This window comes from Streptomyces sp. NBC_00057 (assembly GCF_045041165.1).
Lineage (GTDB): Bacteria > Actinomycetota > Actinomycetes > Streptomycetales > Streptomycetaceae > Streptomyces.
Map to the genome: position 1 here is coordinate 3,877,713 of NZ_CP108256.1, position 13,905 is coordinate 3,891,617.

General features: G+C 69.6%; 13 protein-coding genes. 9 read left to right on the top strand and 4 right to left on the bottom strand.

All coding sequences use genetic code 11. The features are described from left to right. The first annotated feature begins 42 nt into the window (after positions 1-42). The 3 genes from OG953_RS18005 to OG953_RS18015 all read left to right on the top strand — a co-directional run bounded on the left by OG953_RS18005 (position 43) and on the right by OG953_RS18015 (position 5,145). The gene (locus tag OG953_RS18005; RefSeq protein WP_405685362.1) at positions 43-1,998 is read left to right on the top strand and encodes a 2-oxoacid:acceptor oxidoreductase subunit alpha; all 1,956 of its coding nucleotides are present in this window, start codon (positions 43-45) and stop codon (positions 1,996-1,998) included. Then, complete coding sequence (locus tag OG953_RS18010) at positions 1,991-3,049, top strand: 2-oxoacid:ferredoxin oxidoreductase subunit beta (RefSeq protein ID WP_405685364.1); 1,059 nt, start codon at positions 1,991-1,993, stop codon at positions 3,047-3,049. The genes OG953_RS18005 and OG953_RS18010 overlap by 8 nt, the downstream gene beginning before the upstream one ends. Before the next feature lie 140 nt (positions 3,050-3,189). After that, the gene (locus tag OG953_RS18015; RefSeq protein ID WP_405685366.1) at positions 3,190-5,145 is read left to right on the top strand and encodes an APC family permease; all 1,956 of its coding nucleotides are present in this window, start codon (positions 3,190-3,192) and stop codon (positions 5,143-5,145) included. Between the two features lie 29 nt (positions 5,146-5,174). On the opposite strand, the gene OG953_RS18020 is transcribed toward OG953_RS18015, so the two are convergent. Then, on the bottom strand, positions 5,175-5,570 hold the full coding sequence (locus OG953_RS18020; protein ID WP_405685368.1) for a winged helix-turn-helix transcriptional regulator: 396 nt from the start codon (positions 5,568-5,570) through the stop codon (positions 5,175-5,177). A gap of 109 nt (positions 5,571-5,679) precedes the next feature. Here OG953_RS18020 and OG953_RS18025 point away from each other — a divergent pair, with 109 nt between their 5' ends. From OG953_RS18025 to OG953_RS18040, 4 genes are all read left to right on the top strand, one after another. Then, positions 5,680-6,540 carry an SDR family oxidoreductase gene (locus tag OG953_RS18025; RefSeq protein WP_405685370.1) on the top strand — a complete coding sequence of 287 codons (861 nt, stop codon included), beginning with the start codon at positions 5,680-5,682 and terminating at the stop codon, positions 6,538-6,540. Positions 6,541-6,705: 165 nt separating this feature from the next. Beyond that, positions 6,706-7,692 carry an EamA family transporter RarD gene (gene rarD / locus OG953_RS18030; RefSeq protein WP_405685371.1) on the top strand — a complete coding sequence of 329 codons (987 nt, stop codon included), beginning with the start codon at positions 6,706-6,708 and terminating at the stop codon, positions 7,690-7,692. Positions 7,693-7,919: 227 nt separating this feature from the next. Next, the gene (locus tag OG953_RS18035; RefSeq protein WP_405685373.1) at positions 7,920-9,485 is read left to right on the top strand and encodes an FAD-dependent monooxygenase; all 1,566 of its coding nucleotides are present in this window, start codon (positions 7,920-7,922) and stop codon (positions 9,483-9,485) included. A gap of 93 nt (positions 9,486-9,578) precedes the next feature. Then, entirely contained in the window at positions 9,579-9,806 is a 228-nt protein-coding gene (locus OG953_RS18040) for a hypothetical protein (protein WP_405685375.1), read from the top strand. Positions 9,807-9,879: 73 nt separating this feature from the next. On the opposite strand, the gene OG953_RS18045 is transcribed toward OG953_RS18040, so the two are convergent. Further along, entirely contained in the window at positions 9,880-11,091 is a 1,212-nt protein-coding gene (locus tag OG953_RS18045) for an RNA polymerase sigma factor (protein WP_405685376.1), read from the bottom strand. Then, positions 11,088-11,459 carry a YciI family protein gene (locus OG953_RS18050; protein WP_405685378.1) on the bottom strand — a complete coding sequence of 124 codons (372 nt, stop codon included), beginning with the start codon at positions 11,457-11,459 and terminating at the stop codon, positions 11,088-11,090. Before OG953_RS18050 ends, OG953_RS18045 begins: the two co-directional genes overlap by 4 nt. Before the next feature lie 256 nt (positions 11,460-11,715). Between OG953_RS18050 and OG953_RS18055 the strand changes: the two genes are divergently transcribed. Further along, positions 11,716-13,209, top strand: a complete 1,494-nt coding sequence (locus OG953_RS18055; protein ID WP_405685380.1) for an MFS transporter — start codon at positions 11,716-11,718, stop codon at positions 13,207-13,209. On the opposite strand, the gene OG953_RS18060 is transcribed toward OG953_RS18055, so the two are convergent. Further along, complete coding sequence (locus OG953_RS18060; protein WP_405685381.1) at positions 13,204-13,671, bottom strand: ATP-binding protein; 468 nt, start codon at positions 13,669-13,671, stop codon at positions 13,204-13,206. The two genes, OG953_RS18055 and OG953_RS18060, sit on opposite strands and share 6 nt — an antisense overlap. Before the next feature lie 57 nt (positions 13,672-13,728). On the opposite strand from OG953_RS18060, the gene OG953_RS18065 reads away from it, so the two are divergent. Further along, positions 13,729-13,896, top strand: coding sequence for a Scr1 family TA system antitoxin-like transcriptional regulator (locus tag OG953_RS18065; RefSeq protein WP_405685383.1), 168 nt, complete (start codon positions 13,729-13,731; stop codon positions 13,894-13,896). The last annotated feature ends 9 nt before the right edge of the window (positions 13,897-13,905 follow it).

Genomic DNA, 13,905 nt, shown 5'->3' on the forward strand with positions numbered 1-13,905 from the left:
CCGGCCGGTCCCGAGCCGCCGCCCCGAGGGAGGTCCAGTTCAGTGACCAGCCAGGTCAGTAGCCCAGCCGAACAGGCCGATGAGGCCAGCGAGGCGCTCGTCGGGGGACCGCGTGCCCCCCGTCCCGATCACACGGGCGCCGGCGAGAAGGAAATCCGCCGCCTGGACCGGGTGATCATCCGCTTCGCGGGTGACTCCGGAGACGGTATGCAGCTCACCGGTGACCGGTTCACCTCGGAGACCGCATCCTTCGGGAACGATCTCTCCACGCTGCCGAATTTCCCCGCCGAGATCCGCGCCCCCGCAGGCACCCTGCCGGGGGTTTCGTCGTTCCAGCTGCATTTCGCCGACCACGACATCCTGACGCCGGGCGACGCGCCGAACGTCCTGGTCGCGATGAACCCGGCCGCACTCAAGGCCAACATCGGCGATGTGCCGCGCGGCGCCGAAATCATCGTCAACACCGACGAGTTCACCAAGCGCCCGATGGCGAAGGTCGGCTACGAGACCAGTCCCCTGGAAGACGGCTCGCTGGAGGCGTACAACGTCCACCCGGTGCCGCTGACCACCCTCACGATCGAGGCGCTGAAGGAGTTCGGGCTCTCCCGCAAGGAGGCCGAGCGCTCGAAGAACATGTTCGCGCTCGGGCTTCTCTCCTGGATGTACCACCGGCCGACCGAGGGAACCGAGGCGTTCCTTCGCGCCAAGTTCGCGAAGAAGCCGCAGATCGCCGAGGCGAACGTGACCGCGTTCCGCGCCGGGTGGAACTTCGGGGAGACGACGGAGGACTTCGCGGTCAGCTACGAGGTGGCACCCGCCTCGCAGGCCTTCCCGCCGGGTACGTACCGCAACATCTCCGGGAACCTGGCGCTGTCCTACGGGCTGATCGCCGCGGGCCGGCAGGCGGATCTACCGCTCTACCTGGGCTCGTACCCGATCACCCCGGCCTCCGACATCCTGCACGAGCTCAGCAAGCACAAGAACTTCGGTGTACGCACCTTCCAGGCCGAGGACGAGATCGCGGGCATCGGTGCCGCGCTGGGCGCCGCGTTCGGCGGATCGCTTGCGGTGACGACGACGTCCGGGCCCGGGGTGGCCCTGAAGTCGGAGACCATCGGGCTCGCCGTCTCCCTCGAACTGCCACTGATCGTCATCGACATCCAGCGCGGCGGCCCGTCCACCGGTCTGCCCACCAAGACCGAGCAGGCCGACCTGCTCCAGGCGATGTACGGGCGCAACGGCGAGGCCCCGGTCCCGATCGTGGCCCCGAAGACCCCGGCGGACTGCTTCGACGCCGCGCTCGACGCCGCACGGATCGCGCTGACGTACCGCACCCCGGTATTCCTGCTCTCGGACGGCTATCTCGCCAACGGCTCCGAGCCGTGGAAAATCCCCGATATCGATGAACTCCCCGACCTGCGCGTCCAGTTCGCCACCGGTACAAACCATGAACTGGCCGACGGCACCGAGGTCTTCTGGCCGTACAAGCGCGACCCGCAGACCCTGGCCCGCCCCTGGGCCGTCCCCGGCACCCCCGGTCTCGAACACCGCATCGGCGGCATCGAGAAGCAGGACGGCAGCGGCAACATCTCGTACGACCCCGCGAACCACGACTTCATGGTCCGCACCCGTCAGGCCAAGGTCGACGGCATCGAGGTCCCCGACCTCGAAGTCGACGATCCGGGCGAGGCGCGGACGCTCGTCCTCGGCTGGGGTTCCACCTATGGCCCCATCACCGCCGCCGTCCGCCGGCTGCGCGCCGCCGGACAGCCCATCGCCCAGGCCCATCTGCGCAACCTCAACCCCTTCCCGAGGAATCTCGGCGAGGCGCTGAAGCGTTACGAGAAGGTGGTGGTGCCGGAGATGAACCTCGGCCAGCTGGCCACGCTCATCCGGGCCAAGTACCTGGTGGACGCGCGCAGTTACAACCAGGTCAACGGTATGCCGTTCAAGGCCGAGCAGCTTGCGACGGCTCTCAAGGAGGCCATCGATGCCTGACACCAATGAACTCCTGCAGCTGGTGCCGAAGGCCGAGGCCAAGCAGTCCATGAAGGACTTCAAGTCCGACCAGGAAGTGCGCTGGTGCCCCGGCTGCGGTGACTACGCGGTCCTCGCCGCCGTGCAGGGCTTCATGCCCGAGCTCGGGCTGGCGAGGGAGAACGTCGTCTTCGTCTCCGGCATCGGCTGCAGCTCCCGCTTCCCGTACTACATGAACACCTACGGGATGCACTCGATCCACGGCCGCGCACCGGCCATCGCCACCGGTCTCGCCTCCTCCCGCCGCGACCTGTCCGTCTGGGTCGTCACGGGCGACGGCGACGCGCTGTCCATCGGCGGCAACCACCTCATCCACGCGCTGCGCCGCAATGTGAACCTGAAGATCCTGCTCTTCAACAACCGGATCTATGGGCTCACCAAGGGGCAGTACTCCCCCACCTCCGAGGTCGGCAAGATCACCAAGTCGACACCGATGGGCTCGCTCGACGCCCCCTTCAACCCGGTGTCCCTGGCCATCGGCGCGGAGGCGTCCTTCGTCGCCCGTACGATCGACTCCGACCGCAAGCACCTCACGAGCGTGCTGCGCGCGGCGGCCGACCACCCGGGCACGGCGCTGGTGGAGATCTACCAGAACTGCAACATCTTCAACGACGGCGCCTTCGAAGTCCTCAAGGACAAGGACCAGGCGCAGAACGCGGTCATCCGTCTGGAGCACGGGCAGCCGATCCTCTTCGGCGCGGACAGCGACAAGGGTGTCGTGCGCGACCCGGCCACGGGTGACCTCAAGGTCGTCGCGGTCACCGAGGAGAACCGGTCGCAGATCCTCGTCCACGACGCCCACGCCGCCAGCCCCACCACGGCCTTCGCGCTGTCCCGGCTCGCCGACCCCGACACCCTGCACCAGACCCCCATCGGGGTACTGCGCAGCGTCGACCGGCCGGTCTACGACACGCAGATGGCCGAACAGCTCGACACCGCCGTCGAGTCAGACGGCAAGGGCGACCTGGCCGCACTGCTCGCGGGCAACGACAACTGGACGGTCGTCGGCTAGGGCCTGTCCGGCGGACACCCCCAGGGGTACATCGGCCGACGGCACCCTCAGGGGTGCTTCCCATCGCCGGACGGGCTGAATTTCGGCCCGTCCGGCGATTGCGGTCAGGGGTGCGACCGGCCACCGCGCACCATGTGGCCATGACCCCGGACCGCCCCGCGTACCGCATCAAGCGGCGTCTGCTCGGCAGAGCGCTCACCACCGAGCGCATCAGCGAGGAGAAGCTGAACAACCGGACGGCGCTCGGGGTGCTCGCCTCCGACTGCATCAGTTCGTCCGCGTACGGCTCCGAGGAGATGCTCCGGGTCCTCGTACCCGTCGTCGGCGCCGCCGCGTTCACCCTGCTCATGCCGGTGACCGGCGCGATCCTGCTCGTACTGCTGCTTCTCACGCTCTGCTACAGCGATGTCGTGATGATCTACACCCGGGCGGGCGGGTCGTACGTCGTCGCCCGGGAGAACTTCGGGCCCAACATCGCGCAGATCGCCGCCGTGGCACTGCTCGTCGACTACATCGTCACCGTCGCCGTGCAGGTCTCGGCCGGTACCAACGCCCTGATCTCGCTCGCCCATCTGGCCGGCAACAACTTCACCGGGCTGGACCATCTCCAGCTCCCGGTCTCCGTCGCCGTCATCGTGCTGCTCGCATACGGGAATCTGCGCGGGGTCCGCGAGGCGGGCCGGGCCTTCGCGCTGCCCGCCTATCTCTTCATGGCCGCCGTCGGCCTCGTGCTTCTCGTCGCGGCGGTGCGCGGGCTCACAGGGGAGCTGCCGCGCGCCGATCTGCACACCGCCGGAGTCGTCCCGGTCGGCACCCCGGGCGACGGCTGGCTCTACGGCGCCTCGCTCTTCATCGTGCTGCGCTCGTTCGCCAACGGCGGCTCGTCCCTCACCGGGCTCGAAGCGATCTCCAACGGCATCTCCACGTTCCGTGAACCCCAGGGCCGCAACGCCCGCCGCACCCTCCTCGCCATGAGCACGGTGCTCGGCATCCTCGTGCTCGGTGTCTCCACGCTGGCGCACTTCACCCATGCCGTCCCGTACACGGACGGCACACCGACCGTCATCGCGCAGGAGGCCCATCTCGCGTTCGGCGGCGGGCCGCTCGGTACGGTCGGGCTGGTCTTCGTACAGCTGGCGACCGCGCTGATCCTCTACACCGGCGCCAACACCCCGTTCACCGGCTTCCCGTACCTCGCGAGTTTCGTCGCCGAGGACCGGTTCCTGCCGAGGGTGCTGACCCGGCGCGGGCACCGGCTGGCCTTCTCCAACGGCATCATCGCGCTGGCCGTCGTCTCCCTGGCGCTGCTGCTGGTGACCGGCGCCAGCGTGGACAGACTGGTGGCGCTGTACGCGATCGGCGTGTTCACCGCCTTCACCATGGCCGGGGCCGGCCTCACCGCGTACCACCTGCGGCGCCGGGAACCGCACCGCAGGCTCAAGATCGCGGTCAATGGGACCGCGGCGGTCATCTCGGCCGCCGTGGTGCTGATCTTCGCCGTCACCAAGTTCACCGAGGGCGCCTGGCTGGTCGTGGTGGTGTTTCCGCTCGGGGTGTGGGCGCTGATGAGGATCAACCGCGAGTACCGGCGCGAGGCCGCCGTGCTGCAGAGCATCCAGGCCCCGGGCGCCGACCGGGCGCGGTTCCGCCGCCATCTGGTCTTCGTCCTCGTCGAGACGCTCGACCTGGCGACACTGAAGGCTCTGCGGTACGCCCATGAGCTGCGCCCGGACGAGATCCGGGCGGTGCACTTCGCGATCGACGAGGCGTACGGCAGGCGGCTGGCCGCCCGGTGGGAGGCGACGGCCGCCACATCCGTGTCCCTGGAGCTGGTGGAGTGTCCGGACCGGCGGCTGCGCCATGCGATGAAGGAGCTCGCGTCCCGCACCACGGAGGACGGGGAGACCTGGCTGACGGTGCTGGTGCCCCGGCGGACGTACAGCAACGCCCTCGGGAAGCTGCTGCACCGGGGCACGGGCGAGCAGATGGCGAAGACACTGGCGCAGCTTCCGCATGTGGCGGTGACGATCCTGCCGTTCGATGTCTCGCGGGCGCTGCGGACGCTGGAGGAGGGGCGCGCGCCCCAGCCGGACTGAATCAGCCAAACTGAATCAGCCGGACCGAATCAGCCGGACCGGCTCTGCGCCTTCTGCCTGTCGTACGTCTCGCGAGCCGCGTGCACGGCGTCCAGGCGCCGCTCCGTCCAGCGGGCCAGCGCCCACACCTGCTCGGCGGCCTCCCGGCCCAGCCCGGTGAGCGAATAGTCCACCCGCGGCGGGATCACCGGCTTCGCGTCCCGGTGCACGAAGCCGTCGCGCTCCAACGTCTGGAGGGTCTGGGCCAGCATCTTCTCGCTGACGCCGCCGACCTCGCGGCGCAGTTCGCTGAAGCGGTACGAGCGCTCCAGCAGGGCGGCGAGGACCAGGACGCCCCAGCGGCTGGTGACATGTTCGAGCACCAGCCGGGAGGGACACATCTGCCGGTTCACATCGGGCTTCCCGCTCAGGTCACTCACGCTCATGCCAGTACCTTACTTCAAAGTGGGTACTTTCGATTGGTTAGTGCACCTCGTACAGTGAGTCCGCGAGCCCAAACAAGGACCAGCGCCCCCCAAAGAGGAGAAACCCCCCATGAGCATCGTTGTCACCGGAGCCACCGGAGAACTCGGCCGTCTCGTCATCGACCAGCTGCTCACCGTCGTGCCCGCGAACGAGATCGTCGCCGTCATCCGCAACGAGGAGAAGGCCGCCCCGATCGCCGCCCGCGGCGTCGAACTCCGCGTCGCCGACTACGACCGTCCCGAGTCCCTCAAGGACGCCTTCCGGGCCGGTGACCGCGTCCTGCTCATCTCCGGCAGCGAGGTCGGCAAGCGCGTACCGCAGCACGCCGCCGTCATCGACGCGGCCAAGGCGGCGGGCGTCGCACAGCTCGCGTACACCGGCGTGCTGGGCGGCCCCGACGCCGACTTCAAGCTGGCCGACGAGCACAAGGTCACCGAGCAACTGATCCTCGATTCCGGGCTGCCGCACACCTTCCTGCGCAACGGCTGGTACACCGAGAACTACACCGCCAACCTCGCCCCCGTCCTGGAGCACGGCGCCGTCGTCGCCAACGCGGGCGACGGACGGGTCGCCTCCGCCACCCGCTCCGACTACGCCGCCGCGGCAGCCGCCGTGCTGACCGGTGAGGGTCACATCGGCGCGGTCTACGAGCTGAGCGGCGATGTCGCCTGGTCGTTCGCGGACTACGCGGCGGAGGTCGCCAAGGCCACCGGCAAGGAGATCGCGCACAAGAACGTCCCGGCCGCCGTGCACCAGGAGATCCTGGTCGGCGCCGGTCTGCCCGAGGGTTTCGCGGCGATCCTCGTCGACGTCGACGCCGCGATCGAGCGCGGACTGCTCGCCGGTACGAGCGGTGACCTGGCCCGGCTGATCGGCCGGCCGACGACGCCGCTCGCCGAGACGGTGGCCGCGGCGGTGGCCGCGGCGTAACTCCGCCCCGTCACCGAGACGGCGGACGCGACGCAACTCCGCTCCCCCGCACCTCACGGGCCCCATGTCATGACCGTATGGCGATACGGCTATGACATGGGGCCCTCCCGGCGCTACCGTCGTGCAGTCGGCGGAGCAGTTGACACAGACGTGCTGGGAGGGCCCGTGAAGGGAACAAATGAACAACGGGCCGGACTGCTGTCCGGTATCGGCGCCTACGGCCTGTGGGGCCTCGTCCCGCTGTTCTGGCCGCTGCTGAAGCCCGCCGGCGCGATCGAGATCCTCGCCCACCGCATGGTCTGGTCCCTCGGGGTCGTCACCATCGCACTGCTGGTGCTGCGCCGCTGGTCCTGGATCGGTGAGCTGATACGGCAGCCGAAGAAGCTCGGCCTGATATCGGTCGCCGCGGCCGTGATCACGGTCAACTGGGGTCTGTACATCTGGTCCGTGAACAACGGCCATGTCGTCGAGGCCTCGCTCGGCTACTTCATCAATCCGCTGGTCACCATCGCCATGGGCGTTCTGCTCCTCGGTGAACGGCTGCGCCCCGCGCAGTGGGTGGCGGTCGGCACCGGTGTCGCGGCGGTGCTCGTGCTGGCGATCGGTTACGGACGGCCGCCGTGGATCTCGTTGACGCTGGCGTTCTCCTTCGCGATATACGGCCTGGTGAAGAAGAAGGTCAACATGGGCGGCCTGGAGTCGCTCACCGCCGAGATCGCCGTACTGTTCGTGCCCGCGCTCGGCTATCTGCTGTGGCTGGGCGCGCAGGGCGATGCCACGTTCGCCTCCGAGGGCTTCGGCCATTCGGCGCTGCTGGCCGCGACGGGTGTCGTCACGGCCGCGCCGCTCGTTCTTTTCGGGGCGGCGGCCATCCGCGTACCGCTCTCCACGCTGGGCCTGCTGCAGTATCTGGCGCCGGTCTTCCAGTTCATCCTCGGCATCCTGTACTTCCACGAGGAGATGCCGCCGGAGCGGTGGGCCGGGTTCGCCCTGGTGTGGCTGGCGCTCACCCTGCTGACATGGGACGCGTTCCGGACGGTTCGGCGGACGAGGGCGCGGGCGCAGACTCGTGCGGTGCAGCTGGCGGCGCAGCAGACACCGACGGCCGGGAATTCCCCTTCGCCCTCCTCCGCCGCAACCCCAGCGAAGTGACCACCGCCCCCGCCGCCACCATCACCACCGGGACGACGAGCGCCGCCCGATAGGCCGCCAGGGTGGCTCCGGGCGAGCCATCCGTACCCGCCGGCGCGATCCCGTACACCGCCGGGCGAGATCGCGATGGCGCGAGGCCGCGGACACGCAATTTTAGTTACCGAGTTGCTTTTTTAACTTGGTTACGCTTCTCTGGAGGTCCACGGAACCGCAACCGAGGAGCCTGAATGCCTGCATCCACGCCCACCACCCACGTACTGATCGTCGGCTCGGGTCCGACCGGCCTGACCCTGGCCTGCGATCTGGCCAGGCGCTCCATCGACGTACGGATCATCGACAAATCCCCTGAATTTCCGCGCAGTTCCCGGGCCAAGGGCCCCAACCCCCGCTCCCTGGAGGTCCTGGAGGACCTCGGCGTCGTGGACAGGGTCCTGGCCGCGGGCTCGGCGCCACTGCCCATGCGCAAGTACCGCAACGGCCTGCCGATCGCCGACACCGACCCGTTCGGGGCATCACACCCGACGCCGGACACCCCGTACGACCGGGGGTGGCTGATCGCCCAGTGGCGGCTGGAGGAGATCCTGCGGCACCGCCTGGCGGAGCACGGCGTACACGTCGAACTCGGCTCGGAAGTCGATCGGTTGACGGTGGGCTCCGACTCCGTGACCGTCGGGCTCGCAGACGGCCGGAGCATCGGGGCGCGGTACGTGGTGGGCTGCGACGGCGGCCACAGCCCGGTGCGGGGGCTGCTCGGCGTCCGCTTCGAGGGGAAGACGGCCGAGGAGCAGATGATGGTCTGCGGGGACGTGGAGGCGGACGGCCCCGACCGCGGCTACTGGCACCAGTGGTTCGACGAGGACGGCGCCGTGATGCTGTGCCCGATCCCGGGTACGCGGTCGGGCTGGTGGTTCCAGGCGGGGCCGGAGCGGGACCGGGCGGGAGCCCCCGTACCGCCCTCGCTGGAGAGCTTCCGGCGGCTCTTCGCCAAGCACACCGGACTGCCGGGCGCCCGCCTGACGCAGGCCACCCTGCTGTCCACGTACCGGGTCAACGAGCGCATGGCCGACCGCTACCGGGTGGGTCGCGTACTGCTGGCCGGGGACGCCGCGCATGTGCACTCCATCGCGGGCGGACTGGGCATGAACACCGGGATCCAGGACGCGTTCAACCTGGGCTGGAAGCTCGCCCGGGTCGTCACCGGCCAGGCCGATCCCGGCCTGCTGGACACGTACGAGGAGGAGCGGCTGCCCGTGGCCTCCTGGGTGCTGGACATCAGCTCCGAGCGTCTGCGGGTCACGCTCGATGCGATCAGGCAGCCGGGCGGCGGACTGGACTCGGCGGTCACCGGGGAGACCACGGGCCTCGGCCTGGGCTACCGCTGGAGCTCACTTTCCCCCGCAGGCTCCACCGCCCGCCTGCGAGCGGGCGACCGCGCCCCGGACGCCCCCTGCCGCGATGCCGAGACGGGCGCACCGACCCGGCTGTTCGAGGCGTTCGCCGGACCGCACTTCACCCTGCTGGGCTTCGGCCCGGCCACGGCGGACGCGTTGCGGGCGACGGAAACGGCGTACGGCGACGCGGTGCGGGCGTACGGGGTGGACGCGGAAGCACGGCACGGCCTGACCGACGACGCAGGCCACGCCCGCTCGGCGTACGGCATCGAAACGGGCGCCGACACCCTCGTCCTGGTCCGCCCGGACAACCACGTGGGGCTGATCACGCCGGCCGACGACGGCCGGGCTGTCATGGACTATCTGGACCACCTGAGCAGTACGGCATTCAGGCGGCTTTGAGCGCGTCACGGTGGGCAATCCCAGAACTACCGCATGCCTATATTTTTCTGACATGTTATGAGCCGATTTACGCACACGTCCGGGAACTCCCGCGTGCTCCTGCGCACCGCCACCGCAGCCCTGTCCACGCTGTCCTTCCTCATTTGCGGAACCTCGCCCACCACGCACGCGGACGACAGCGTGGAACAGGTCCACCCGTCCGGCCTCGGCCCCGTCGATCCGTGGTTCCGCCTCCAGGACGACCCCTCGAACAGCGGTCGGACCCCGGTGGTACGGCAGCCGAGGGATCGAGCGCCACGGACATCGGCGCCGGCCTCCTGAGACGGCGCGGCCGGGCGGATGCGGCGGGTGCCCCAGGGATTGGGGCAGAATCCATGTCCCCACCCGGCCGGATCTATGTCCCCAACCGGCCGGCCCGGGACTCCAGGTAGCGCCGCTCGGCGATGCTGGCGGTGGACTTCGCGGCGCGCCGGTAGTGCTCGTACGCCCCGGCCGTGTCGCTGGTCTTCTCCAGCAGATGCGCCCGTACGGACAGCAGCCGGTGATGCCCGACCATCCGCTCGTCACTGTCCAATGTGGCCAGCAGGGCCAGCCCGGCCACTGGGCCCTCTGTCTCGGCGAGCGCGATCGCCCGGTTGAGGGTGACCATCGGGTTGGGTGCGATCCGTTCCAGGATCAGGTAAAGGGCGTGCACCTGCGGCCAGTTGGTCTCCCCGGCCGTGGCCGCGTCGGCGTGCGTGGCGGCGATGGCGGCCTGCAGCTGGTAAGGCCCCAGCGCCGGAGGGGCCAGCGACGCCTTGACCAGCTCGATGCCCTCGTCGATCAGCCCGCGGTCCCACTTCGTACGGTCCTGCTCGTCCAGCGGCACCAGGTCGCCGGCCGCCGTCGTACGTGCCTCCTGGCGGGCGTGGGTCAGCAGCATCAGCGCGAGCAGCCCGGTCACCTCGCCGTCCTCGGGCAGCTGCGCGTGCACCATCCTGGCCAGCCGGATCGCCTCGTGCGCGAGGTCGGCGCGGTGCAACTCGCTGCCCGAGGACGCGGTGTAGCCCTCGTTGAAGATCAGGTAGAGCACGTGCAGGACGACTCGTAGCCGCTCCTCGCGCTCCGCGCCGTCCGGCAGGCTGAACGAGCTGCCGGTGGCCTTGATGCGCTGCTTGGCCCGGCTGATCCTGGCCGCCATCGTGGCCTCCGGCACCAGGAACGCGCGGGCGATCTCGGCGGTGGTCAGGCCGCCGACCGTCCGCAGCGTCAGGGCGGTCTGGGAGGCCGCGGTCAGCGTCGGATGGCAGCACAGGAACAGCAGGACGAGCGTGTCGTCGGTGTCCGGTACATCCTCGGCCATCACCTCGGTGGCCGTTGCCGCCTCCCGCTCGCGGCGCGCGTGGTCACTGCGCATCTGGTCGATGAGCCGCCGGGACGCGACGGTCACCAGCCAGCCGCGCGGGTTGTTCGGCACTCCCTCGGCCGGCCACTGCACGGTGGCGGCGAGGACTGCCTCCTGTACGGCGTCCTCACACCCTTCGAACTGGCCGTGCCGACGTGCCAACGTGTCGAGGACCTGCTGCGTGAGCTCACGCAGCAGGTCCTCGATGGGTGGTGCCGTCATGCCTCCAATTGTCCGTCAGCGAACATCACCTGTCGCACCTCGATACCCAGACCGTCGACCGCGGCGTCCGGGATCTGCGATGCCAGCTCGATCGCCCGCTCCTTGTTCTCGCAGTCGATGAGGTAGAAGCCGCCCAGGTACTCCTTGGACTCCAGGAAAGGTCCGTCGGTCACCACCGGCTGGCCGTTGCGCACGGACACCACGGCGGCCTGCGACGGGTCGACCAGCGCCTGCGTGGTGATCAGCTCGCCGGACTTCTTCAGCGCCTCGATGAACGTGCCGTGGCCGGCGCCGATGGCCACCTTCTCCTCGTCGCTCAGCGCGTCCATCACGGCCGGGTTGATATGCATGCTGATCAGGAACTTCATCTCGTACTCCTCGTGGTTCGCGCGCCCCGGCGGGGCCCTTCGACCGGTTGGTCGGAGCCGCCGCCGCCGTCTTGACATGCCCGCCCGAACGCTCGCATGAGTTTTTCGCCGTCGCATCGCCCGGACCGCGAGGACCTCACTTCTGGTGACGCCCCGCCGTGGCAGACGCGAGAGATTTCCGTCCGTACCGATGTCAAGAAGCTCTCGACCACTCCGACCAACCGGCGAAACGTCGAGAGAACAGGGAGTTTCGGATATGCGAGTCAACCGGGCATGGCTGGGACTGGTCGTCCTCATGCTGCCGACCTTGCTCGTCGCGATGGACATGACAGCATTGCTCCTCGCCCTCCCACGGCTCAGCGCCGACCTGGGTGCCACCAACATCCAGCAGCTGTGGATCAGTGACAGCTACGGACTCATGGTGGCCGGCCTGGTCATCACGATGGGTACGCTCGGCGACCGGATCGGCCGCCGACGGCTGCTGATGATCGGCGGAGCGGCGTTCGCGGTGCTGTCGGTCGTGGCCGCCTTCGCGGTCAGCCCGCTGACGCTGATCGTCGCGCGTGCGTTGCTGGGCGTCGCCGGCGCGACCCTGGCGCCCTCCACACTTGCCCTGATCACCAACATGTTCCGCGACGAACGACAGCGCGGGAAGGCCATCGCGATCTGGGCGACCTGCCAGTTCACCGGCGGCGCGCTCGGACCCGTACTCGCCGGATTCCTGCTCCAGTACTTCTGGTGGGGATCGGTGTTCCTGGTCGCCGTGCCGGCGATGGCGTTGCTGCTGCTCGCCGGGCCGTTCCTGCTGCCGGAGTTCCGCAGCGACCAGGCCGGCCGGCTGGACCTGGCCGGCGTCGGGCTGTCGCTCGCGGCGGTCCTTCTGATGGTCTACGGCATCAAGCAGTTGACCGTCGAGCGCGTGCCGGTCGTGCCGGCGGTGGCCCTCGCCGTCGGCGCGGCCATCGGATTGCTTTTCGTACGCCGACAACTGCGCCTGAAGACGCCTCTGCTGGACCTGCGGCTGTTCCGCAACCGCCCGTTCACGGCCGTATTCGTCGCGCTGGGCCTGGCCGGCGCCGCCATGGCCGGTACGGGCCTGCTGGTAACCCAGTTCCTCCAGAGCGTGCTGGGCTTCTCGCCGGCCGCGTCGGCGGTGCTGTTCGCGCCCATGGGCCTGGGCGTGGCGGTCGGCACCATGGCCGCGCCGACGCTGGCCCGGCGAATGAAGCAGACGACCGCGATCGCCGGCGGGCTGGTGGGGTCGGCGCTGGGCAGCCTGCTGCTGGTCGGCGCCGACGGTGCGAACGCCCTGCCGATGGTGATGACCGGCATCACCGTACTGGCGCTGGGCACCGGCCCGCTGTTCGCGCTGGGCACCGGTCTGATCGTCGGGTCCGTACCGCCGGAGCGCGCCGGCTCGGCGGCGTCGATGTCGGAGACCGGCAACTACTTCGGCGGCTCGCTCGGCCTCGCGCTGCTCGGCGTGGTGGCCGCGGTGATCTACCGCAGCCGGATGGACGGCACGTCCGACTCACTGGCCGACGCGGTCGCCGCCGGCCGGCACCTTCCCGCCGGCCAGGGCGCCGAACTGCTGCACACCGCGCGGGAGGCGTTCACCGCCGGCCTGCACGTCACGGGCGTCATCGCCGCGGTCGTCTTCGCCGGGCTGGCCGTACTTGTCCTGGCCATGCGCCCGGCAACCCGGACCACCCCGGCCGCACTTCCCGACTACGAGGCGACTCGCTCATAGAACCCTGCCGAGGCCGACGTGGTAATCCTCCCCCTTGGCCGCGCACTCCACCCAGAGCAGCTTCCCGCCCTGCCCCGGCAGCCCGCCGCGCATGGGATACGCACCCCAGCTCTCCGCGTAGAGGGTGACGAGATAGAGCCCCCGCCCTCGTTCGGCGAGCTCCGCCGGGGCCTCGGCGGTCCATCGGAACGGGGCGGGGATGTGCGGGTTGGTGTCCCAGACGCTCAGCCGGATACGACTGCGCCCGGCGTCGCGCAGGCGCAGGGAGTACGGCCCCGAGGAGTGCAGGTAGGCGTTGGTGACCAGTTCACTCGCCAACAGTTCGGCGATCTCGGTGAGTTCGCACATGCCGTGGACGCGCAGGATGGTGCGGAGGGTCGTACGGGCCACGCCGGGGGCGCGGGGATCCTGCGGGAGTTGGAGGGTGTACGTCCAGGGCGGGGATACCGTGGTACTGACCATGGAAGTCTCCGTTCACGGAGGGAAGTTGGCAGGTCGCTCGCCTACGGGGTCGGTCCTGTGCCACAGCTCGACACGGTGCACCTCGACCAGTCACACGGATCCGTGCTGCTCGATGCCGAGGCCCAATTGCTGAAGTACCGGACGCTTCTCGACCGAATGGACGCGGTCGCCCTCACGCCCAGGAAGTCCCGGGACTTCATCCGTCGCATCGCACAGGACCTCTGAAAGGACGCC

Excerpts from the sequence above, each read along its gene's own strand:
- OG953_RS18055 (WP_405685380.1), top strand. The coding sequence starts at position 11,716 with ATGCGAGTCAACCGGGCATGGCTGGGACTGGTCGTCCTCATGCTGCCG.
- OG953_RS18020 (WP_405685368.1), bottom strand. The coding sequence starts at position 5,570 with ATGAGCGTGAGTGACCTGAGCGGGAAGCCCGATGTGAACCGGCAGATG.
- OG953_RS18035 (WP_405685373.1), top strand. The coding sequence starts at position 7,920 with ATGCCTGCATCCACGCCCACCACCCACGTACTGATCGTCGGCTCGGGT.
- OG953_RS18015 (WP_405685366.1), top strand. The coding sequence starts at position 3,190 with ATGACCCCGGACCGCCCCGCGTACCGCATCAAGCGGCGTCTGCTCGGC.
- OG953_RS18010 (WP_405685364.1), top strand. The coding sequence starts at position 1,991 with ATGCCTGACACCAATGAACTCCTGCAGCTGGTGCCGAAGGCCGAGGCC.
- OG953_RS18045 (WP_405685376.1), bottom strand. The coding sequence starts at position 11,091 with ATGACGGCACCACCCATCGAGGACCTGCTGCGTGAGCTCACGCAGCAG.
- OG953_RS18060 (WP_405685381.1), bottom strand. The coding sequence starts at position 13,671 with ATGGTCAGTACCACGGTATCCCCGCCCTGGACGTACACCCTCCAACTC.
- OG953_RS18050 (WP_405685378.1), bottom strand. The coding sequence starts at position 11,459 with ATGAAGTTCCTGATCAGCATGCATATCAACCCGGCCGTGATGGACGCG.
- OG953_RS18025 (WP_405685370.1), top strand. The coding sequence starts at position 5,680 with ATGAGCATCGTTGTCACCGGAGCCACCGGAGAACTCGGCCGTCTCGTC.